17 protein-coding genes are annotated in these 21277 nt (G+C 67.9%); 9 read left to right on the top strand and 8 right to left on the bottom strand.

Translation table 11 applies throughout. The features are described from left to right. The 8 genes from VFH59_RS14675 to pilH form a co-directional block, all read left to right on the top strand. On the top strand, positions 1-1560 hold a 1560-nt coding region (locus VFH59_RS14675), incomplete at its 5' end, for a response regulator (RefSeq protein ID WP_325165651.1). A gap of 18 nt (positions 1561-1578) precedes the next feature. Continuing rightward, the gene (locus VFH59_RS14670; protein WP_325165650.1) at positions 1579-3633 is read left to right on the top strand and encodes a response regulator; all 2055 of its coding nucleotides are present in this window, start codon (positions 1579-1581) and stop codon (positions 3631-3633) included. Positions 3634-3909: 276 nt separating this feature from the next. Further along, a complete protein-coding gene (locus VFH59_RS14665) occupies positions 3910-6744 on the top strand; it encodes a 2-oxoglutarate dehydrogenase E1 component (protein WP_325165649.1) in 2835 nt (944 codons plus the stop codon). A 78-nt stretch (positions 6745-6822) separates the two neighbouring features. Continuing rightward, positions 6823-8022, top strand: a complete 1200-nt coding sequence (gene odhB, locus VFH59_RS14660) for a 2-oxoglutarate dehydrogenase complex dihydrolipoyllysine-residue succinyltransferase (RefSeq protein WP_325165648.1) — start codon at positions 6823-6825, stop codon at positions 8020-8022. A 134-nt stretch (positions 8023-8156) separates the two neighbouring features. Further along, positions 8157-9584, top strand: a complete 1428-nt coding sequence (lpdA, locus tag VFH59_RS14655) for a dihydrolipoyl dehydrogenase (protein WP_325165647.1) — start codon at positions 8157-8159, stop codon at positions 9582-9584. 173 nt (positions 9585-9757) lie between these two features. Then, positions 9758-10354, top strand: a complete 597-nt coding sequence (locus VFH59_RS14650; RefSeq protein WP_325165646.1) for a TIGR00730 family Rossman fold protein — start codon at positions 9758-9760, stop codon at positions 10352-10354. Positions 10355-10375: 21 nt separating this feature from the next. Next, on the top strand, positions 10376-11380 hold the full coding sequence (locus tag VFH59_RS14645; protein WP_325165645.1) for a YhdH/YhfP family quinone oxidoreductase: 1005 nt from the start codon (positions 10376-10378) through the stop codon (positions 11378-11380). A 68-nt stretch (positions 11381-11448) separates the two neighbouring features. Beyond that, a complete protein-coding gene (pilH, locus tag VFH59_RS14640) occupies positions 11449-11814 on the top strand; it encodes a twitching motility response regulator PilH (protein WP_209614798.1) in 366 nt (121 codons plus the stop codon). A 265-nt stretch (positions 11815-12079) separates the two neighbouring features. Here the strand turns inward: pilH and VFH59_RS14635 are convergent, their stop codons facing one another. Both VFH59_RS14635 and VFH59_RS14630 read right to left on the bottom strand, forming a co-directional pair. Then, positions 12080-12979 (bottom strand): DnaJ C-terminal domain-containing protein, encoded by a 900-nt coding sequence (locus VFH59_RS14635; protein ID WP_325165644.1) that lies wholly within the window; start codon positions 12977-12979, stop codon positions 12080-12082. An 88-nt stretch (positions 12980-13067) separates the two neighbouring features. Next, positions 13068-13583 (bottom strand): Hsp20/alpha crystallin family protein, encoded by a 516-nt coding sequence (locus tag VFH59_RS14630; RefSeq protein ID WP_325165643.1) that lies wholly within the window; start codon positions 13581-13583, stop codon positions 13068-13070. 134 nt (positions 13584-13717) lie between these two features. Between VFH59_RS14630 and VFH59_RS14625 the strand changes: the two genes are divergently transcribed. Continuing rightward, a complete protein-coding gene (locus VFH59_RS14625; RefSeq protein WP_325165642.1) occupies positions 13718-14230 on the top strand; it encodes a peroxiredoxin in 513 nt (170 codons plus the stop codon). A 94-nt stretch (positions 14231-14324) separates the two neighbouring features. On the opposite strand, the gene gyrA is transcribed toward VFH59_RS14625, so the two are convergent. The 6 genes from gyrA to VFH59_RS14595 all read right to left on the bottom strand — a co-directional run. Then, positions 14325-16931, bottom strand: a complete 2607-nt coding sequence (gyrA, locus tag VFH59_RS14620) for a DNA gyrase subunit A (protein WP_325165641.1) — start codon at positions 16929-16931, stop codon at positions 14325-14327. Between the two features lie 149 nt (positions 16932-17080). Continuing rightward, entirely contained in the window at positions 17081-17491 is a 411-nt protein-coding gene (locus VFH59_RS14615; protein WP_325165640.1) for a GtrA family protein, read from the bottom strand. Then, entirely contained in the window at positions 17488-18516 is a 1029-nt protein-coding gene (gene mtnA, locus VFH59_RS14610; protein WP_325165639.1) for an S-methyl-5-thioribose-1-phosphate isomerase, read from the bottom strand. Before mtnA ends, VFH59_RS14615 begins: the two co-directional genes overlap by 4 nt. A gap of 69 nt (positions 18517-18585) precedes the next feature. Continuing rightward, positions 18586-19659, bottom strand: a complete 1074-nt coding sequence (phaC, locus tag VFH59_RS14605) for a class III poly(R)-hydroxyalkanoic acid synthase subunit PhaC (protein ID WP_325165638.1) — start codon at positions 19657-19659, stop codon at positions 18586-18588. 8 nt (positions 19660-19667) lie between these two features. Beyond that, positions 19668-20495, bottom strand: coding sequence for a poly(R)-hydroxyalkanoic acid synthase subunit PhaE (locus VFH59_RS14600; RefSeq protein ID WP_325165637.1), 828 nt, complete (start codon positions 20493-20495; stop codon positions 19668-19670). A gap of 220 nt (positions 20496-20715) precedes the next feature. Further along, the coding region (locus VFH59_RS14595) for a S1 RNA-binding domain-containing protein (RefSeq protein WP_325165636.1) at positions 20716-21277 on the bottom strand (562 nt) is incomplete at its 5' end.

Raw genomic sequence — 21277 nt, 5'->3', positions numbered from 1 at the left:
AAGCAGACCGAGTTCGCCCGCACCATCCACTCGGCCGGCTCGGACCTGCTGAGCCTGATCAACGACATCCTCGATCTGTCGAAGATCGAGTCGGGCACTGTGTCCATCGAAATCGGCGAGATGCCGCTCAGCGGGCTCAAGCAGCACATGGAGCGCACCTTCCGGCAGCTGGCCAGCGACAAGAACCTGGAGTTCCGGGTGGAATTCGATGCCGGTCTCCCCGCATCGATCCGCACCGACGAGAAGCGCCTGCAGCAGGTCGTGCTCAACCTGCTGTCCAACGCCTTCAAGTTCACCGGCGAAGGCAGCGTCACGCTCGCGGTGCGCCAGGTGTCCGGCGGCTGGAGCACCAACCATCCGGTGCTGCGCTATGCCGAGCACGCGATCGAGATCGCCGTCACCGACACCGGCATCGGCATCCCGAAGGACAAGCAGAAGCTCATCTTCGAAGCCTTCCAGCAGGCCGACGGCACCACCAGCCGCAAGTACGGCGGCACCGGCCTGGGCCTTTCGATCAGCCGCGAGATCGCGCGCCTGATCGGCGGCGAACTGCAGGTGCGCTCGACCCCGGGAGTGGGCTCGACCTTCACCCTGTTCGTTCCCCTGGAAGCCCTCTCGCCGGTCGCGCCGACCATGGGCAGCAGCAGCGCGCGCTACGACAACAGCGGCGCCATGGTGCCCGGGGCCCTGCCGGCGCCGATGGAGGTCACCGACGACCGTGACGCACTGGGCGACTCGCCTTTCGTGCTGATCGTGGAGGACGACCCGACCTTCGCGTCGATCCTGCTGGACATCGCCCGCGAGGCAGGACTCAAGGGCGTGGTCTCCACGGCCGGCGCCGGCACCCTGACGCTGGCGCGCAAGCTGCAGCCGCACGCGATCACCCTCGACCTCGGCCTGTCGGACATCGACGGTTTCGTGCTGCTGGACCTGCTCAAGCACGATCCGCAGACCATGCACATGCCGATCCACGTGATCTCCGGCGCGGACAAGCTCGACTCGGCCTTGAGCCTGGGCGCATTCGGCGTCACCGAGAAGCCGGCCGCACCGGAGCAGCTGACCCAGGTGTTCGCCCGCCTGGCCGAACACATTCGCCAGGCGCCCACGCCGCAGCCGGCGCCCGAAGCGGCCGGCAGCATGCACCCGATGACGGAGCTGGCCGGCGCGCGCATCCTCATCGTCGACGACGACATCCGCAACATCTATTCGCTGACCAGCGTGCTGGAGAGCCACGGCGTGGAAGTCCTGCATGCCGAGGGCGGCCGCGAAGGCATCCTGATCCTGGAGCAGACCCCCGGGATCGACATCGCGCTTATCGATATCATGATGCCCGAGATGGACGGCTACGAAACCATGCAGCAGATCCGTGCGCAGCCCGCGCTGGCCGAGGTGCCGCTGATCGCGGTCACCGCCAAGGCGATGAAGGGCGACCGCCAGAAGTGCCTGGATGCGGGCGCCTCCGACTACATCGCCAAGCCGGTCGACATCGAACTGCTGCTGGCGTTGCTGCGCGTCTGGCTCGCCCGGTCGCGCGAGCGGACGTCCGCCGTCGCGCTGTAAGCGCGGAGCATTCCCCCCATGAACCTACCCGTTTCCCGCCAGCCCCTGTCCACCCTGCGGCGCGTGCCCCCCGCCGAGCCGTCGGAGCGGGCACGCATCCTCATCGTGGATGACGACGAGCGCAACCTGCTCGCCATCCGTACCGTGCTGGAGGACATTGCCGACGTGGTGCTCGCCCGGTCCGGCGAGGACGCGCTCAGGCAACTGCTCAAGGGCGAGTTCGCGGTGATCCTGCTGGACGTCTACATGCCGGGCATGGACGGCTACGAGACCGCGCAGATCATCCGCGCGCGCGAGCAGACCAAGCGCATCCCGATCATCTTCCTGTCGGCGGTCAACAAGGAAACCGAGCACCTGATCCGCGGCTACTCGATGGGCGCGGTCGACTACGTGTTCAAGCCGGTCGAGCCGGTGGTCCTGCGCTCCAAGGCGGCGGTGTTCGTCGACCTGTACATGATGACCCGCGAGGTTCGCCGCAAGGCCCGGCAGGAGCAGCAGTTGCTCGACGCCAACCTGCGCGCCAACGCCGAGCGCCTGCGCGCCGAGCAGGAGCTGCGCCTGGTCGAGCAGCGCCAGGCGGCGATCATCCAGTCGCTGCCCCTGGTGCTGTACCTGGAGGACCAGGACGCGACGCCGCGCATGCCCAAGTTCGTAAGCGGCAACTTCACGGCGGTGACCGGCTTCAATTATGACGACGTCGTCGCCACGCCCACGCTCTGGCTCGATCGGCTGCATCCGGAGGACCGCGACCGGGTCGCCGCTGCCCTGCGCGCGCGCCGCGCGGGGCGCGCCTACGCGGTCGAGTACCGCTGGCAGTGCGCCGACGGCACCTACAAGCATTTCCTCGACCAGGCCGTGCTGCTGCGCGACCCGGAGGGGCAGCCGCTGGAGTACGCCGGCACCCTGCTCGACGTCACCGACCGGAAGAACCTCGAGACGCAGCTGCTGCACGTGCGCAAGATGGATGCGCTGGGCCAGCTCACCGGCGGCATCGCGCACGACTTCAACAACCTGCTGGCGGCCGTGCTCGGTGGCCTGGGCCTGATCGAACGGCGCGTCACGCTGGCGGACGACCAGCGCAAGGTGCTGGAGATGACGCGCCACGCGGCGCAGCAGGGCGCCGAGCTGGTCTCGAGGCTGCTCGCCTTCGCGCGCAAGCAGAAGCTCGAACCCGCCCGCGTCGACATGGCCAACCTGTCGGGCACGGTCACCCAGCTGCTCACCCATACGCTGGGCGGGCTGGTCGCGCTGGAATGGCAGCTGGAAGACGGGCTCTGGGCGGCCTACGCCGACGAGACGCAACTGGAACTGGCGCTGATGAACCTGGCGATCAACGCCCGCGACGCGATGCCCGACGGCGGCAAGATCAGCATCGCCTGCCGCAACGCCAGCATCGGCGGGGGCGAGGACGCCGTCGCCGGCGACTACGTGGTGGTGGCGGTTTCCGACACCGGCTGCGGCATTCCCGCAGACATGCTCGAACGGGTCACCGAACCGTTCTTCACTACCAAGGCGGTCGGCAAGGGCACGGGCCTGGGCCTGTCCATGGTCTACGGCTTCGCCCAGCAGTCGGGCGGCACGATGCGCATCGAAAGCCGCCTGGACCAGGGCACGACGGTCGAGATCTGGCTGCCGCGCTCCCCGGAAGCGACCCGTCGTCTCCCGGCAAGCCCGCCCATCGATGGTGCGGCCATGCGCAATCGCGCCCGCCACATCCTGCTGGTGGACGACCACGAGGGCGTGCGCGCCACCACCGCCGCCATGCTGGAGGACCTGGGGCACCGGGTCACCACGGCGGCCGACGGCGAGCACGTGAGCCAGCTGCTCCAGGCGGACGACCTGGAGGCGATCGACTTCATCATCAGCGACTACGCCATGCCACTGGTCTCCGGATCGGAGGTGATCCGCAAGCTGCGTGCGGCCAAGCCGGGCCTGCCGGGGATCATCATCAGCGGCTATGCAGACAAGGCGGCCATTTCCGGCGCGCCCGAAGGGGTGATCGTGGTGTCCAAGCCATTCACGCCCAGCCAGCTGCAGGACGCCATCGCCGCGGCGGCGCACGCCGGCGCGTAGCACCCGGGCACTGGTCGGCAGTCCGTCGGCGCTGAACTGAACCGGGGCTGGATTGCCGCCCGCGCCGCCAACCCGGCGCGGCGGACCGCCGCAGGCACCATGCCATGCCGATCCGCCGCCGCACGGCCTTGAAATCCGTGGCCACGCCGCGACCTCCAAACCGTTGTCCGGCTTGCCGCGGCGCAGCAGGCCCGGCGTATAATCGTTAAGATTGCATCGGCCCTCGTCCTTCCCCAGGCGGGCGGCCGCAAGCCTCCCTTCCCTGCCGGTGGTGACGTGAGCACGAACCTGATTCGCGAGTTTTCCGAGTCCTCCCAACTCGCCGGCGGCAACGCCGATTACGTCGAGCAGCTTTACGAGTCCTGGCTCGCCGATCCCGCGTCGGTCACGGCCGACTGGGCCGGTTACTTCGAATCGTTCAGGGGCCGCGGCAGCGATGTCCCCCATTCGGCCGCCATCGCCCGCATCGAGGCGGCGCAGCAGCAGCGCCGCGCGGCCGGCGCCCCGGTCGACGACGCCCATGCCCGCAAGCAGGCCGGCGTGCTGCGCCTGCTGACCGCCTACCGCTCGCGCGGCCACCTGGCCGCCGACCTGGACCCGCTGGGCCTGGCCAACAAGATGGAGGCGCCGGACCTGGGGCTGGCCTTCCATGGCCTCTCCGAAGCCGACCTGGACACCGAATTCGACTGTGGCACCTTCGCCGGGGGCGGCCAGCGCATGAAGCTGCGCGAGCTGCTTTCGCGCCTGAAGAAGATCTACGCCAGCACCATCGGCGCGGAGTTCATGTACATCTCCGACCACGCGCAGCGCAGCTGGATCTATACCCGCCTGGAGCAGGCCAACGGCAGCGCCGGGCTGGACGCCAGCGGCAAGAAGCGCGTGCTGGCCGGCCTGACCGCCGCCGAGGGCCTGGAGCGCTACCTGCACACCAAGTACGTCGGCCAGAAGCGCTTCTCGCTGGAAGGCGGCGACAGCCTGATCCCGATGGTCGACGACATCGTCACCGCCGCCGGCGACAACGGCGTCAAGGACGTGGTCATCGGCATGGCCCATCGCGGCCGCCTCAACGTGCTGGTCAACATCCTGGGCAAGCCGCCCAAGACTTTGTTCGACGAGTTCGAGGGCAAATTCGAACACCCGGATGACCCGGCCCACTCGGGCGACGTGAAGTACCACATGGGCTTCTCCGCCGACGTCAAAACGCCCAAGGGCAACGGCGTGCACGTGGCACTGGCGTTCAACCCGTCGCACCTGGAGATCGTCAACCCGGTGGTCGCCGGCTCCGTGCGTGCGCGGCAGATCCGCCGCCATGACGGCGAGCGTACCCAGTCGATGGCGGTGCTGGTCCATGGCGACGCGGCCTTCGCCGGCCAGGGCGTCAACATGGAACTGTTCCAGATGTCGCAGGCACGCGGCTTCCGCATCGGCGGCAGCCTGCACATCGTGATCAACAACCAGGTGGGCTTCACCACCTCCAATCCGCAGGACGCGCGCTCGACCCTGTACTGCACCGACCTGGCCAAGATGGTCAACGCGCCGGTGCTGCACGTGAACGGGGACGACCCCGAGGCGGTGATCGAGGTCACCCGCCTGGCCTACGAATTCCGCAAGCAGTTCCGCAAGGACGTGGTCATCGACCTGGTCTGCTACCGCCGCCACGGCCACAACGAGGCGGACGAACCCTCCGCCACGCAGCCGGTGATGTACCAGGTCATCAAGAAGCGACCGACCACGCGCGACCTTTACGCGCAGCAGCTGGTCAAGGAAGGCGTGCTGGCCGAAGGCGACGGCAAGAAGGAGCTGGACGCCTACCGCGACCGCCTGGAAGCCGGCGGCTCGATGACCGCACTGGACCCGGACCCGAAGCGCGACATCCACGTGGACTGGAGCCGCTTCCTCGGTGGCAAGCTGTCGACCCAGACCGACACGGGCGTGCCGAAGCAGAAGCTGCTGGAGCTCGCCAACCGCCTGCTGGACCTGCCCGCCGACCTCACGCTGCAGCCGCGCGTCGCCAAGATCTACGACGACCGCCGCAAGATGGCCTCGGGCGAGCACCCGGCCGACTGGGGCTTCGCCGAGAACCTGGCCTACGCGACGCTGATCGACCAGGACTACAACCTGCGCCTGGTCGGCCAGGATTCCGGGCGCGGTACCTTCTTCCACCGCCACGCGGTGCTGCACGACCAGAAGGACGGCCACACCTACATGCCGCTGGCCACCGTGCGCCCGGGCGCCGACGTCGAGATCATCGACTCGCTGCTGTCCGAGGAAGCGGTGATTGCGTTCGAATACGGCCATGCGACCACCGACCCGCAGACGCTGGACATCTGGGAAGCCCAGTTCGGCGACTTCGCCAACGGCGCGCAGGTGGTGATCGACCAGTTCATCAGCTCGGGCGAGGCCAAGTGGAACCGGCTGTGCGGGCTGGCGCTGTTCCTGCCGCACGGCTACGAAGGCCAGGGCCCGGAGCACTCCTCCGCCCGCCTGGAGCGCTTCCTGCAGCTGTGCGCGATGGACAACATGCAGGTGTGCGTGCCGACCACCCCGGCGCAGGCTTTCCACATGATCCGCCGGCAGATGGTGCGCCCGGTGCGCAAGCCGCTGATCGTGATGACGCCCAAGTCGCTGCTGCGCCACAAGCTGGCGGTGTCCTCGCTGGACGAGCTGGCCGGCGGCCAGTTCCAGCTGGTGATCGGCGAGCACCGCGAGCTTGCGCCGAAGAAGGTCAAGCGTGTGGTGCTGTGCTCGGGCAAGGTCTACTACGACCTGCTGGAGGACGCGGAGAAGCGCGGCCTGACCGACGTGGCCATCGTGCGCGTCGAGCAGCTCTACCCGTTCCCGCGCCCGCGCGTGGTCGAGGAGCTGGCGAAGTACCCGTCGGCCAGGGAAGTGGTGTGGTGCCAGGAGGAGCCGATGAACCAGGGCGCCTGGTTCCAGATCCGCCACCACCTGCAGGCCTGCGTCGGCTCGAAGCACAGCCTGTCGTACGCCGGCCGCGGCCGATCGCCCGCCCCGGCCGCCGGTCACCTCAATACCCACATCGCCGAACAGACGGCGCTCGTCGAGCAGGCGCTGGTCGCGCCGGTCGGCGACGACCAGTCGGCGGAGTAAGCTTTTTTTCGGATCAATGCGGCCAGGATGGCCGCTATGTGTCGCGCCAGGAGCGGCGCTCACCTTTAAGGACCCGTCATGTCCATCGAAGTCAAAGTCCCCGTCCTGCCCGAGTCGGTCTCCGACGCCACCATCGCCAGCTGGCACAAGAAGGTCGGCGACGCGGTCAAGCGCGACGAGAACCTGGTCGACCTTGAAACCGACAAGGTGGTGCTGGAAGTGCCCTCGCCGGTCGACGGCGTGCTCAAGGAGATCAGGCACCAGGCCGGCGACACGGTGAACAGCCAGCAGGTCATCGCGGTGCTGGAAGAAGGCGCCGCCGCGCCGGCGCCCGCGCCCGCCGCGAAGGAAGAACCGAAGGCCGCCGCCCCCGCTCCGGCAAAGGCCGAGGCGCCGAAGGCCGGCAAGGGCGTGGACGAGCTGTCCCCGGCCGGCCGCCGCGTCGCCACCGAAGAACACATCGACCCGTCCAAGGTCGCCGGCACCGGCCGCGACGGCCGCGTGACCAAGGAAGACCTGGTCAACTACGGCAAGGGCGGCGCCGCCCCCGCGCCGGCCGCCAAGCCGACTCCGGGCGCCCGTCCGGAAGAGCGCGTGCCGATGACCCGCATGCGCGCGAAGATCGCCGAGCGCCTGATGCAATCGAAGAACTCGATCGCCATGCTCACCTCGTTCAACGAGGTGAACCTGGCCGAGGTCGTGAAGATGCGCAAGAGCCAGGGCGAGCAGTTCCAGAAGACCCACGGCATCAAGCTCGGCTTCATGAGCTTCTTCGTCAAGGCGGTCGCCGAGGCGCTCAAGCGCCACCCGATCGTCAACGCCTCGGTCGACGGCAACGACATCATCTACCACGGCTACCAGGACATCTCGATCGCCGTGTCCACCGACAAGGGCCTGGTGACGCCGGTGCTGCGCGACGTGCAGGACATGAGCTTCGCCGACATCGAGCAGGGCATCGCCGACTACGCGAAGAAGGCGCGCGACGGCAAGCTCTCGCTGGATGACCTGCAGGGCGGCACCTTCACGGTCACCAACGGCGGCACCTTCGGTTCGCTGCTCTCCACGCCGATCGTGAACCCGCCGCAGAGCGCGATCCTCGGGATGCATACGATCAAGGAGCGCGCGATCGTCGAGAACGGCCAGGTCATCGCCGCGCCGATGATGTACATCGCCATCTCCTACGACCACCGCATCATCGACGGCAAGGACGCGGTGCTGTTCCTGGTCGACATCAAGGACCAGCTGGAGAACCCGCAGCGGATGCTGCTCGGTCTCTGATCGCCGCCCCGGCGATCAGAAAATAGGTACGAAGCTCTGGCGGTGAGCGGTGCGATCCGATCCACGCTCACCGACTTCTCCGCTTCATTCGATGCCGCGATCCACCGGGTCGCGACACAGCAAGGAACCGACACATGAGTGACCAACAATTCGACGTCATCGTCATCGGCGCCGGCCCGGCCGGCTACGTGGCCGCGATCCGCGCCGCGCAGCTGGGCCTGAAGACCGCCTGTGTCGACGACTTCACCGGCAAGGACGGCAAGCAGGCGCTCGGCGGCACCTGCCTCAACGTGGGCTGCATCCCGTCCAAGGCGCTGCTCGATTCCTCGCGCCAGTTCTGGAACATCTCGCACAACTTCCCGGTGCACGGCATCAGCGTGGACGGTGCCAAGGTCGACATGGGTACCTTCATCGGCCGCAAGGACAAGATCGTCAAGCAGTTCACCGGCGGCATCGCGCAGCTGTTCAAGGCCAACAAGGTCACCGCCTTCTACGGCAAGGGCAAGCTGCTCAAGGGCAACCAGGTCGAAGTCACGGGCAAGGACGGTTCCAAGCAGACGCTGGCCGCCACCAATGTGATCCTCGCCTCCGGCTCGGTGCCGATCGAGTTGCCGTTCGCCAAGTTCGACGGCAAGACGATCATCGACAACGCGGGCGCGCTGGATATCGCCGAAGTACCCAAGCGCCTGGGCGTGATCGGTGCGGGCGTGATCGGCCTGGAGCTCGGCAGCGTGTGGAAGCGCATGGGCGCCGAGGTCACCGTGCTCGAGGCGCTGCCCGACTTCCTGGGCGCCGCCGATCCGGACATCGCCAAGATCGCGCTGAAGGAATTCACCAAGCAGGGGCTGGCCATCAAGCTCGGCGCCAAGGTCTCCAAGGCCGAGGTGAAGAAAGATGGCGTGCACCTGAGCTACACCGACAAGGACGGCGAACAGAAGCTCGTGGTCGACAAGCTGCTGGTGGCCGTGGGCCGCCGCGCCTACACCGACGGCCTGCTGGCCGATGACACCGGCGTCAAGCTGGACGAGCGCGGCCGCATCGTGGTCGACGAGCACAACCACACCGGCGTCGACGGCGTGTGGGCGATCGGCGATGCCGTGCGCGGCCCGATGCTGGCGCACAAGGGTTCCGAGGAAGGCGTGGCGGTGGCCGAGTGGATCGCCGGCAAGGCCGGCCACATCAACCTCGACACCGTGCCGTGGGTGATCTACACCGAGCCGGAGATCGCCTGGGCTGGCAAGACCGAGAAGCAGCTCAAGGACGAGGGCGTGCCGTACAAGGTCGGCACCTTCCCGTTCGCCGCCATCGGCCGCGCCGTGGCGATGAACGAGGCCATCGGCCAGGTGAAGATGCTCGCCCACGCCGAGACCGACCGCATCTTGGGCGTGCACATGGTCGGCCCGGGCGTGTCCGAGCTGATCGCCGAGTGCGTGGTGGCGATGGAGTTCAAGGGTTCCTCCGAGGACCTGGCGCGCATCGTCCACGCCCACCCGACGCTCTCGGAGGCCGTGCACGAGGCTGCGCTGTCGGTCGACAAGCGCGCCATCCACAAGGGCAACTGATCGCGCCCTGGACGGCCAGGCGGCCCGCTCGTGGCGACATGGGCGGGCCGTTTCGTTTCAGTGAACCCCTGTAGGAACCCGCTTGTGGGCGATGCTCTTGCCCTGCCGTGCATCGAGCACCAGAGCATCGCCCACAAGTGGGCTCCTGCGAACAGCAAGCACACAGGACAACCATGCCCCAACCCACCGCCCTCTGCGTCTATTGCGGCTCCAGCAGCGGCAGCCATCCGGAGTACGTCGAACAGGCACGCGCCTTCGGCACCGAGATGGCCCTGCGCGGCATTGCGCTGGTCTATGGGGGCGGCAAGGTCGGGTTGATGGGTACGGTCGCCGACGCGGTGCTGGCCGCCGGTGGCAGGGCGATCGGGGTGATCCCCCGCCAGCTGGTGGACCTCGAGGTCGCCCACCCCGGACTGAGCGAGCTGGTGGTGGTCGAGACCATGCACCAGCGCAAGACGCGCATGTATGAGCTGTCCGATGCCTTCGCCGCCCTGCCCGGCGGGTTCGGCACCATGGACGAGATGTTCGAGATGCTCACCTGGGCGCAGCTGGGCCTGCATCGCTATCCCTGCGCCTTCCTGGACGTACGCGGCTACTACACGCAGCTGCGCGCGATGATGGACCACATGGTCGACGAGCGCTTCGTGCGCCCGGAGCAGCGCGAGGATGTCTGGTTCGGCCAGGACATGGGCGAGCTGTTCGACTGGATGGCAAGCTATGAAGGTCGTTACCTGCCCAAGTGGGTCGACGATCGCAGTATCGACGCCTGAGTTGCAGACGAGGAGGCAAGCATGAGCCCGTCCACCGCGTTCCGTGCCATGCGCATCCGCCATGACGAAGCCGGCTACCGCAGCGGCATCGAGACGATGGACGCCGATGCGCTCGTGCCGGGCGAACTGCTGGTCAAGGTCGCCTGGTCCTCGGTCAATTACAAGGACGCGCTGGCCGGTACCGGCAAGGGCAAGATCCTGCGCCGGTACCCGCTCAACGGCGGCATCGACCTGGCCGGCCACGTGGTCGCCTCGACCGATCCGGCCTTCAGGGAAGGCGATGCGGTGCTGTGCACCGGCAGCGGCCTGTCCGAGACACGCGACGGCGGCTATGCCGAATACGCCCGACTGGATGCGCGCTGGACCATCCCGCTCCCCGCCGGCCTGTCGCTGCGCGAGAGCATGATCCTGGGAACCGCCGGCTTCACCGCGGCGCTGGCCCTGCTGCGCATGCAGGACAACCGGCAGACGCCGGACCTCGGCCCGATCGCCGTCACCGGCGCCAGCGGCGGCGTGGGGCAACTGGCGATCGACATCTTCAGCCGAGCCGGCTACGAGGTGCACGCGGTCAGCGGCAAGGCCGACCACTTCGACTTCCTGCGTGGCCTGGGTGCCTCCCAGTGCATCGACCGCCACCAGCTCGCCTTCAGCGGCAAGCCGATGGATTCGGCCCGCTTCGGGGGAGCGCTCGACAATGTGGGCGGTCCCATGCTCGCCGGCCTGCTGCCGTTGGTGGCGCCCTACGGCAACGTGGCGATCTGCGGTAACGCGGGCGGCGTCGCCTTCGACGCCACGGTCATGCCCTTCATCATCCGCGGAGTCAGCCTGCTCGGCATCGCTTCGGCCGGCACCGCGCGTGAGCTGCGTGAATCGATCTGGCAGCACCTGGCCGACGACTGGAAGCCCCGCCACCTCGACCGCATCGCCACCGACGAGGTCACCCTGGAGGAACTGCCGGCCGTGTTCGAGCGCATGCTGGCCGGCCGATCCTTCGGGCGCACCCTCGTGCGCGTCGGCAGCCCGTGAAGTCCGCGCTTGGAAGCGCTCTCCGCGCGGCATAGAATCCACGACAACTACTAGGAAACCCCCACCTCATGGCACGAATCCTGATCGTTGACGATTCCCCGTCGCAGCTGCTGGGCCTCAAGCGCATCGTCGAAAAACTCGGCCATGAGTCGCTGACCGCCGAAGACGGCGCCGCGGGTGTCGAGGCGGCCAAGCGCGAACGTCCCGATCTGATCCTGATGGACGTGGTGATGCCCAACCTCAACGGGTTCCAGGCCACCCGCATCATCAGCAAGGACCCGGACACCGCGCACATCCCGGTAGTGCTGGTGACCACCAAGGACCAGGAAACCGATCGCGTGTGGGGCATGCGCCAAGGCGCCAAGGCCTACGTCACCAAGCCCATCAAGGAAGACGAACTGGTTGCCACCATCAAGCCGCTGCTGCCGGCCTGACACGTCGTATCCGGGCCTGTTCGCCTTCGGCGCGGCTTGCGCGCCGGCGTTCCGGGACAGGCCTCTGCTGTCGAGCCCTGGACCCGCCGAGGTAACGGTCGGATAAGGGGTGGGGCTCGCGCCTGTGCCGGCTGATGGCCGGCGCCCGGTCTCGCAGCCCTCCCTTGCGGCTCCTGCAAGACCGGCCGCTCTCCCCAGAGGGAGAGGGAGCAAAGTTGCCCCGCCCGCCTGCTCTCGGGTCCTGCTCCGGAAGGATGCAGACGCCTCAGGCGCGCGGGTCGTACCCCTCGAACTGCTTCTGCAGCGCCTCGTAAGCCTCGCGCTGGGCATCGTTTTCGACCGCCGGGGCGCGGATCGACAACTCCACCAGCTGGTCACCCGCCGGATTGCCCGGCAGCCCGCGGCCCTTCAGGCGCAGTTTCCGGCCTGATTGCGAGCCGGCGGGAATCCGCAGGTCCACGTTGCCGGCCAGGGTCGGCACGGGAACGGTCGCACCGAGCGCGGCCTCCCACGGCGCCAGCGGCAGCACGTGCAATACGTTCCTGCCCTCCAGCCTGAAGCGCGAATCGTCGCGGATGGCCACCTCCAGCATCAGGTCGCCGCTCGGTCCACCGGCCGCGCCGGGGTGGCCCTGTCCGCCGAGCCGGATCACCTGGCCGGGAAGGATTCCGGCCGGGATCTTCACTTCCAGCACGCGTTCGTGGCCGCTCCCGTCCTGCAGCGCCAGGCGGGTGCGGCCACCGTCGAAGGCGGTCTGAAGGTCGATCTGCACCTGCGCCTGGACATCCCGGCCGCGACGCGGGCGCGGCTGGCCGCGTGGTCCGCCGCCGGCGCGCCCGAACAGGCTTTCGAAGAAATCGCTGAAATCGCCGTCGCCGGCGTCACCGAAGTCGAAACCTCCGCCGTGGCCCCAGCCCGGCGGCGGGCGGAACTGTTCGCCGCCACGGTAACCGCCGGCACGCAACTGGTCGTAGGTCCGGCGTTTTTCCGGGTCGCGCAGCGCCTCGTTGGCCTCGTTGATTGCCTTGAAGCGCTCCTCCGCGCCCGGTTCCTTGTTCTTGTCGGGGTGGTACTGCCGGGCCAGCTTCCGGTAAGCGGCCTTGATCTCGGCCTCGCTGGCATCGGGCTTCACCCCGAGAATCTCGTAATAGTCTTTGAATTCCACTGGCCTTCCTCGGCAAGACTGCGCAAGCAGGCGGCCCGTTGCGGATGCGATCCGCGACGGGCCGCCAGGAACACGCTGAGGCAGCTACTCAGTGGTTGATCGAGGTGCTGCCACTGCTGGAGCCCGTCGCGCCGGCGCTGCCAGTCCCGCTGCCATGATCGGTGGAAATGGAAATCCGCCGCGGCGTGGTTTCCGCACGCTTGGGAATGTCGATTTCCAGCACGCCGTGGCGGCCGACCGCAGTGATGCCTTCCGGGTCGGCACTGTCCGGCAAGGCGAAGCGACGATGGAAAGTGCCGTGGGCACGCTCGATCCGGGTGAAACGGCCGGTCTGCTCCTGGTTCTGGACGGTGCGCTCGCCCTTGATGGTGAGGATGCCCTTCTCCATGCTCACCTCGATGTTCGCCGGGTCAACCCCGGGGACGTCGACGAAGATCACGAAGCGCTTGTCCTCTTCCTTGATGTCCACCCGCGGCGCCCACTGGCTGGTCACGACGTTGGACGGGTCGGCCTCGTCCTGCTGGAAGAAGCGGTCGAAGGCGTGGCGAATCTCCTCGGGAAACGCGCTGGCTGCGTTCCACATCGGGTTGCGGTTCGAACTCATGGGCAGATTCCTCCAGAAAGGGTCACGGCAGGCGCCGCTTGTCCCCAAAAGTAGGTGCGGGCTTCGCCGATTCAAGGCGACAGCCGCCGCCGGCCGGGTTTACGATGCCCGCCCCCACCCCACGGACGCGTGCCATGACCATCCAGATCGGCCAGACCCTGCCGGACCTCGAAGTCGACGTGATCGAGGACGGCGTCCCGGTCCGGCGCATGTCCACCGCCAGCCTGCTCGGTCGGGGCCGGGTGGTGCTGTTCGCCGTGCCCGGCGCCTTCACCCCCACCTGCTCGGACCATCACCTGCCCGGCTACGTGCAGCACTTCCAGGCGTTCCGGGACCGCGGCGTCGAGGTGGCCGGCATGGCGGTCAACGACGCGTACGTGATGCAGGCCTGGGCGGCCGTGCAGCAGGTGCCTCCCGGCCTGAAGCTGCTGGCGGACGGCAACGCCAGCTTCACGCGCGCGCTGGGCCTGGAGTTCGACGGCACCGCCTACGGCCTGGGACTTCGTGCACGCCGCTTTGCCCTGTATGCCGAGGACGGTGTCGTGCGGCAGTTGCACGTGGAAGCCCCCGGCGAGTTCCGTGTCTCCACCGCCGAGGCGATGCTGCAGGCGCTCGCGGCACAGGAAGCCAGCACCACGACCGGTTGATTCTTCACGCCCTGGTTATCGTGGACGGGCCCCCTCCGGCGGCTGCCGCCCGGCCCCAAGAAAAAGCCCCGGCGAACCGGGGCTTTCTTCATTCTCAGGCTTCTTCCGATCCATCCTCGACCGGCGCCGGACCTTCCGGCGGAACCCCCTCGGTCGGCTCGGCGTCCTCGCCGTTGCCTTCCTCGGCATCCAGCCGCACCACGCTGACCAGGTTCTCGTCGGCGGGCAGGCGGATCAGGGTCACGCCCTGGGTGTTCCGGCCAAGCTGCGAGACTCCCGCCACACGGGTACGCACCAGCGTGCCCTGGTTGGAGATCAACATCAGCTCGTGGTCTTCGGTGACCTGCACCGCGGCGACCAGCGCGCCGTTGCGCTCGGAGCACTGGATACCAATCACGCCCTGGGTGCCACGGCCCTTCTTGGTGAACTCCTCCAGCGGCGTGCGCTTGCCGTAGCCACGCTCGGTGGCGGTGAGCACATCACCCTCGGCGGCTACGATCAGCGAGACCACCTCGGCCCCGTCGGCCAGGCGCATGCCGCGCACGCCGGTGGCGGTGCGGCCCATCGAACGCACGGTGTTCTCGTCGAAGCGGTTGACCTTGCCATTGGAGGCGAACAGCAGGATGTCGCTGTTGCCATTGGTGATGGCGACCCCCACCAGCGCGTCGCCCTCGTCGAGGTTGATCGCGATCTTGCCGCGCTGCAGCTGGAAGGCGAACTCGGTCAGCGGCGTCTTCTTGACCGTGCCGCTCCTGGTGGCGAAGAACACGTAGCAATCCGGGCTGTACTCGCGGATCGGCAGCACCGCCTGGACCTTTTCGCCCTCGGCCAGCGGCAGCAGGTTGACGATCGGCTTGCCGCGCGCTCCCGGACCGGCCTCGGGCATCTGGTAGACCTTGAGCCAGTAGACGCGGCCGGTGCTGGTGAAGGTCAGCAGCGTGTCGTGGGTATTGACCACCCACAACTGCTCGACGAAATCCTCGTCCTTCAGCGCCGAGGCCGAACGGCCCTTGCCACCACGCTTCTGCGCACGGTAGGTGCTGGCCGGCTGGCGCTTGACATAACCGGTGTGCGACAGCGTGACGACCATGTCCTCCGGCGCGATCAGGTCGAGGACGTTGAGGTCCTCCTGCGAATGCTGGATCTCGGTGCGGCGATCGTCGCCATACTCGGCCTTGATCGCCTCGAGCTCCTCGCGGATGAGCTTCAGCAGAACGTCCGGGTTCTCGAGGATCTCGATCAGGCCGCGGATGGTGTCCAGGATCTGCCGGTACTCGTCGGACAGCTTCTCCTGCTCCAGCCCGGTCAGGCGGTGCAGGCGCATGGCCAGGATTTCCTGCGCCTGCACTTCGGACAGCTGGTAGCCGTCCCCCTTCAGGCCATCGCGCGGGTCCATGTCCTCCGGCCGCGAGGCATCGGCGCCGGCGGCGGCGAGCAGCGTGCCGACCATGCCCGGCTGCCACTTGCGCGCCAGCATGCGCTCGCGCGCTTCGGCGGGCGACGCCGAGCTTCGGATCAGCTCGATCATCTCGTCGATATTGGCCAGCGCGACGGTAAGGCCTTCGAGGATATGGGCACGGGCGCGCGCCTTGCGCAGTTCGAAGATGGTCCGGCGGGTCACCACCTCGCGGCGATGGCGGATGAACGCCTCCAGGATCTCCTTGAGGTTGAGCAGCCGCGGCTGGCCGTCCAGCAGCGCCACCATGTTGATGCCGAAGGTCACCTGCAGCTGCGTCTGCAGGAACAGGTTGTTGAGCACCACGTCGGCCATCGCGTCGCGGCGCACTTCGATCACGACGCGCATGCCGTCCTTGTCGGACTCGTCGCGCAGCTCGCTGATCCCCTCGATCTTCTTTTCCTTGACCAGCTCGGCGATCTTCTCGATCAGCCGCGCCTTGTTCACCTGGTAGGGCAGCTCGTGGACGAGGATCGTCTCGCGGCCGTTGGCCTCGGTCTCGATCTCGGTGCGCGCGCGCACCAGGATGCGGCCGCGACCGGTGCGGTAGGCCTCGACGATGCCGGCGGCGCCGTTGATGATGCCGGCGGTCGGGAAATCCGGACCCGGGATGTACTGCATCAGCTCGTCGACCGACAGCGACGGCTCGTCGATCAGCGCGATGGTGCCGGCGATCACCTCGTTGAGGTTGTGCGGCGGCACGTTGGTGGCCATGCCGACGGCGATGCCGGCCGAGCCGTTGATCAGCAGGTTCGGCACGCGGGTTGGCAGGACCAGCGGCTCCTGCTCGGACTCGTCGTAGTTCGGCCCGAAGTCGACGGTTTCCTTGTCGATGTCGGCCAGCAGCTCGTGCGTGAGGCGCGACATGCGCACCTCGGTGTAACGCATGGCCGCGGCGTTGTCGCCGTCGACCGAACCGAAGTTGCCCTGGCCGTCGACCAGCATGTAGCGCAGCGAGAAGGGCTGGGCCATGCGCACGATCGCGTCGTAGACGGACGCGTCGCCGTGCGGGTGGTACTTACCGATCACGTCACCGACCACGCGGGCCGATTTCTTGTAGGGCTTGTTCCAGGCGTTGCCCAGTTCGTTCATCGCGAACAGTACGCGGCGGTGCACGGGCTTCAGGCCGTCACGCACGTCCGGAAGGGCGCGTCCCACGATCACGCTCATGGCGTAATCGAGGTAGCTCTGGCGCATCTCGTCTTCGATGTTGACGCGGATGACTTCTTTGGCGAGTTCTGCCATCAATCGGCTTCCCAGTGGCTTCCGTGGAACCAGAAAAAGGCCGCGCGACAGGCGCTTCAAACGCACGCTCGCGCGGCCCTCAAGCAATCGTGAAATTGTACCACGAATGCATTTGGAGCGCCTTGATTTTTACCTATGGAATCAGTTACTTAGACGGCCTGTTTTGACCGTCGGAAAAGCACGCCCCGCGCGGTCGCGAAATTCACCAGCGCGGCCACGGCGGAGCCGGCCGCCACGGCCAGCGCCGGCCACCGGCCGAGCCGTGCGAAGGACAGCAGCAGGCTCGCGTAGACGGCATAGTTCACGCATGCCCCCAGGCCCATCAGCGCCATCCAGTGCAGCCATTCGGCAAGCGGCGAACGCCCGCTGTCACGGTGCGCGAAGGTGTGCCGGCGGTTCCAGGTCCAGGTCACCGTAGCCGCCAGCAGGAAGGACAGCACGCGGGCGAGGTACGGATTCCATCCGCCCCAGCCGACCAACGCCTGCACGGTGCCGGCGTCCACCAGCAGGCCGAGTGCGCCGCCGATGGCGAACAGGCCGGCCTCGCGGCGAAGCCTCATCGGCCGAACATGGCCTGCATGGCCACCGTGCCCGGGTGTTCGATCACCCCTCGCTCGGTGACGATCGCGTCGATCAGCCCGGCCGGCGTGACGTCGAACACCGGGTTCCAGGCCTGCGCGCCTTCGACCACCGTGCGGCGCCCGCCGGTGGCGAGCAGTTCGTCGGCATGGCGCAGTTCGATCTCGATGGCCTCGCCATCGGGCGTGGCCATGTCCACCGTCGAGGAGGGCGCCACCACCATGAAGCGGACGCCATGGTGACGCGCGGCAATGGCCAGCTGGTAGGTCCCGATCTTGTTGGCGGTATCACCGTTGGCGGCGATGCGGTCGGCGCCGACGATCACCCATTGAACCCTGCCCGAGCGCATGAGGTGCGCAGCGGCCGAGTCGGCGATCAGGTGCGCGGGGATCCTGTCGCGCACCAGTTCGTACATGGTCAGACGCGCGCCCTGTTGCCAGGGACGCGTCTCCCCGGCGAACACCTCGTCGATGCGTCCGGCCGCCACGCCCGCACGGATGACGCCCAGGGCGGTGCCGTAGCCGGCGGTCGCCAGCGATCCGGTATTGCAGTGGGTGAGCACGCCGGAGCCGGGGGCAATCAGCGCAGCACCGAGCTCGCCCATGTGGCGGTTGGCCGCCAGGTCTTCGTCCTGGATCGCCTGCGCCTCGCGCTCGAGCGCAGCAGCGTCCGCCCCGCCGGCAATGCGCGCCTTCATGCGGTCGAGCGCCCACATCAGGTTGACCGCGGTCGGCCTGGCGGCGCGCAGCGTGGCCAGCACCTCGTCCAGCGGGATGCCCTGTTGCGCCGCCAGTACCACGCCCCATGCGGCCGCGATGCCGATCGCCGGCGCACCGCGCACCGCCAGGTCGCGAATGGCCTGGGTGACCTGGCCGGCGTCGCGGCACTCGATCCAGCGTTCTTCGGCGGGCAGCAGGCGCTGGTCGAGCAGGCACAGGCGATCGCCGCGCCACTGCACGGCGCGGATGGTGTCGTGCTCGCGGGGGGATTCGGTGGAGGCGTTCATGGGTCGGGCGAGGCGGGAATGACGTGAAAGCCTAGCATGCGGGCACGCACGCGCCGCGATCGCCAGACCCTAGGGTCGCTCGTGGTCGCGCAGCCAGCGGTGGATGGCCGGCGGCACCTCCCGCTGTGCGCGAGCGGAGACGTAGATGCCGATGTGGCCGCCCTTGAAGGCCAGCTCGGTGTAGTCGTCGCTGCCGATGTGGTGGCCGAGGGCGCGCGACGCGTCGGGCGGGACCAGGTGATCCTGCTCGGCGTAGATGTTGAGCACCGGCTGGGTGATCGCGGCCAGGTCCACCGGCTTGCCGCCTATGGTCAGGCCACCCTTGACCAGCTTGTTGCCCTGGAAGAAATCCTTGACGAACTCGCGGAACGCCTCGCCCGCCTGGTCGGGCGAATCGAAGATCCATCGCTCCATGCGCAGGAAGTTCTCCAGTTCCTGGCGGTTGTCCAGGATGTCGACCAGGTTGACGTACTTCTGCTGCAGCAGGCGCACCGGCTTGAGCGTCAGGTAGACCCAGTTCATCAGTGCCGCCGGGACGTTGCCCAGCGTGTCGACGAACAGGTCCACGTCGATGCCGCGCGCCCAGTGCGAAAGCATGTTGTCGGGCGTGTGGTAGTCCACCGGCGTGACCATGGTGACGAGGTTGGCAACCTTGGCCGGGTGCAGCGCCGTGTAGCACAACGAGAAGGCCCCGCCCTGGCAGATGCCCAGCAGGTCGACCGCCTCCACGCCGGCCTGCGCGCGCACCGCATCGACGCAGCGATCGAGATAGCCGTCGATGTAGTCCTCCAGCGTCAGCCAGCGGTCGGCACCGTCCGGATAGCCCCAGTCGATCAGGTACACATCCTCACCCTGCGCCAGCAGGTTTCGCACCAGCGAACGGTCGCTCTGCAGGTCGGTCATCCAGACCGTGTTGACCAGCGCATAGACGATCAGGAGCGGGGTTCTGGAGGTCGGTTTGCGCTCTCCCCGCATGCGCCAGAGGGTGAGCTTGTCCTCCCGGTAGACGAGCTCTCGCGGGGTCGCCGCATAGGCCGGCTCGGGCAGGCCGCGCAGGCTGCCCGGGCCAGCGGCGAGCTTGCGCTGAAAGGTGGTGATCTCTTCGAGGATCCGGGCGGGATCCAGCGGTCCTGGCGTCTGCATGGGCGGGCTCAGCGCGGCTTGGGCGGTGCGCGACGGGGAGTGGATTTCGAGGCGGGCCTGACCTTGGCCCGCGCCGTGGGCTTGGCGGACGCTTTGCGTTCGGACGTCTTTACCGCTGCCTCGTCGCGGGCGGCCTCCCGCATCCGGCGCAGTTCGCGGCGAAGTTCCTGCAGACGCTGGCCAAGCGTGGCGACTTCGCTGCGGGTCGGCAGACCTACCTCGCGGCACCATTGCTCCATCTGCTGCTGCTGCAACTGACGCACGCGCATCTGCGTGTTGCCCTGCGCCGCATAGGCCTCGCGAAACTCGTCCGACAGCGCGATCTCCGCATAGGCCTCTTCCACCGCATCGACCCACAGGTCGTACATGGCCTTGAGCGAATCGACCTGGAAGCCGGGCTCGGCCAGCTTGCGCTGCATCCGCTCGGCGCCTTGCGCCTGTGCGCGGGCGAGCAGTTCCTGGTAGCGCGCGCTGGCCTGCTGGTGGTCGAGCAGCGCACGGAGAATTGCCTGCTGCCGGGCCTGCTGTTCGCGCGAGTAGCCGAAGGCGGGCGTGTCGAGCAGTCCGCGCAGCGCGTCGAGTCCGAACGGCGGCGCACCCGCGCCGGGCATGGTCCATTGGCCGAACGGCGCAACCGGCGGTGAGACATGGCCGCCCTGCCCGGTCATCGAGGCGGCAGCCTGCTGCATCCAGTCGAGATAACCCTTGAGACCATCCACGCCCGGTGCCGGCGGCGGGGCGGCGGGCGCCGGCGCGGGGCCAGCCCAGGAGCGGCTCCAGGCGTCCCATACCTGGCGACCCAGGGCTTCGAAGTCGGCGGGGTTCTGCGCGGTCACGGGCATGCCTTGCTTGGGATCGGGGGGATCGTAGCAAAAGCCGCATCGGGGCAGGCTTCCGTCGTGGTGGTGGAAGGATGGGCTGAGACCCGCCCTGCACGGAACTGGCAAAAAAAAAGCGGGCCAGAGGCCCGCTTTTTTGATTTGGATCGGAGTGCTTGCCGCCAGCCCCGACCCCTCACCCCGGCCCTCTCCCCGGCGGGGAGAGGGAGCAAGGGCTTCAGCCGTTGGCAGCTTCGTCCTCGGCCACGGCCTTCATGGACAGGCGGATACGGCCCTGCTTGTCCACTTCCAGCACCTTGACCTTCACGATGTCGCCTTCCTTGAGCTTGTCGGAGACCTTCTCGACGCGCTCGGAGGAGATCTGCGAGACGTGCACCAGACCGTCCTTGCCCGGCATGATCGTCACGAACGCGCCGAAATCCATCAGCTTGGCGACCTTGCCCTCGTAGATGCGGCCCGGCTCGACGTCGGAGACGATCTGTTCGATGCGCTTCTTGGCCTCGTCGGCCGCCAGGCGGTTGACCGAGGCGATGATCACGGTGCCGTCGTCGCTGATGTCGATCGTGGTGCCGGTCTCTTCGGTGATCGAGCGGATGGTGGCGCCGCCCTTGCCGATGACCTCGCGGATCTTGTCCGGATGGATCTTGATGGTGAGCAGGCGCGGGGCGTATTCGCTCATCTCCGAACGCGGCGTGCTGATGACCTTGGCCATCTCGCCCAGGATGTGCAGGCGGCCACGCTTGGCCTGGGCCAGCGCCACCTTCATGATCTCCTCGGTG

This window comes from Frateuria sp., from assembly GCF_035695185.1.
In the GTDB taxonomy this organism is placed as follows: domain Bacteria; phylum Pseudomonadota; class Gammaproteobacteria; order Xanthomonadales; family Rhodanobacteraceae; genus Frateuria_A.
This window is presented reverse-complemented; position numbering and strand designations above follow the sequence as displayed.

Bases quoted from the DNA above. Each gene is read 5' to 3' on its own strand.
- VFH59_RS14670 (WP_325165650.1), top strand. From the start codon at position 1,579: ATGAACCTACCCGTTTCCCGCCAGCCCCTGTCCACCCTGCGGCGCGTG.
- odhB (WP_325165648.1), top strand. From the start codon at position 6,823: ATGTCCATCGAAGTCAAAGTCCCCGTCCTGCCCGAGTCGGTCTCCGAC.
- lpdA (WP_325165647.1), top strand. From the start codon at position 8,157: ATGAGTGACCAACAATTCGACGTCATCGTCATCGGCGCCGGCCCGGCC.
- VFH59_RS14650 (WP_325165646.1), top strand. From the start codon at position 9,758: ATGCCCCAACCCACCGCCCTCTGCGTCTATTGCGGCTCCAGCAGCGGC.
- VFH59_RS14645 (WP_325165645.1), top strand. From the start codon at position 10,376: ATGAGCCCGTCCACCGCGTTCCGTGCCATGCGCATCCGCCATGACGAA.
- pilH (WP_209614798.1), top strand. From the start codon at position 11,449: ATGGCACGAATCCTGATCGTTGACGATTCCCCGTCGCAGCTGCTGGGC.
- VFH59_RS14630 (WP_325165643.1), bottom strand. From the start codon at position 13,583: ATGAGTTCGAACCGCAACCCGATGTGGAACGCAGCCAGCGCGTTTCCC.
- VFH59_RS14625 (WP_325165642.1), top strand. From the start codon at position 13,718: ATGACCATCCAGATCGGCCAGACCCTGCCGGACCTCGAAGTCGACGTG.
- gyrA (WP_325165641.1), bottom strand. From the start codon at position 16,931: ATGGCAGAACTCGCCAAAGAAGTCATCCGCGTCAACATCGAAGACGAG.
- VFH59_RS14615 (WP_325165640.1), bottom strand. From the start codon at position 17,491: ATGAGGCTTCGCCGCGAGGCCGGCCTGTTCGCCATCGGCGGCGCACTC.
- mtnA (WP_325165639.1), bottom strand. From the start codon at position 18,516: ATGAACGCCTCCACCGAATCCCCCCGCGAGCACGACACCATCCGCGCC.
- phaC (WP_325165638.1), bottom strand. From the start codon at position 19,659: ATGCAGACGCCAGGACCGCTGGATCCCGCCCGGATCCTCGAAGAGATC.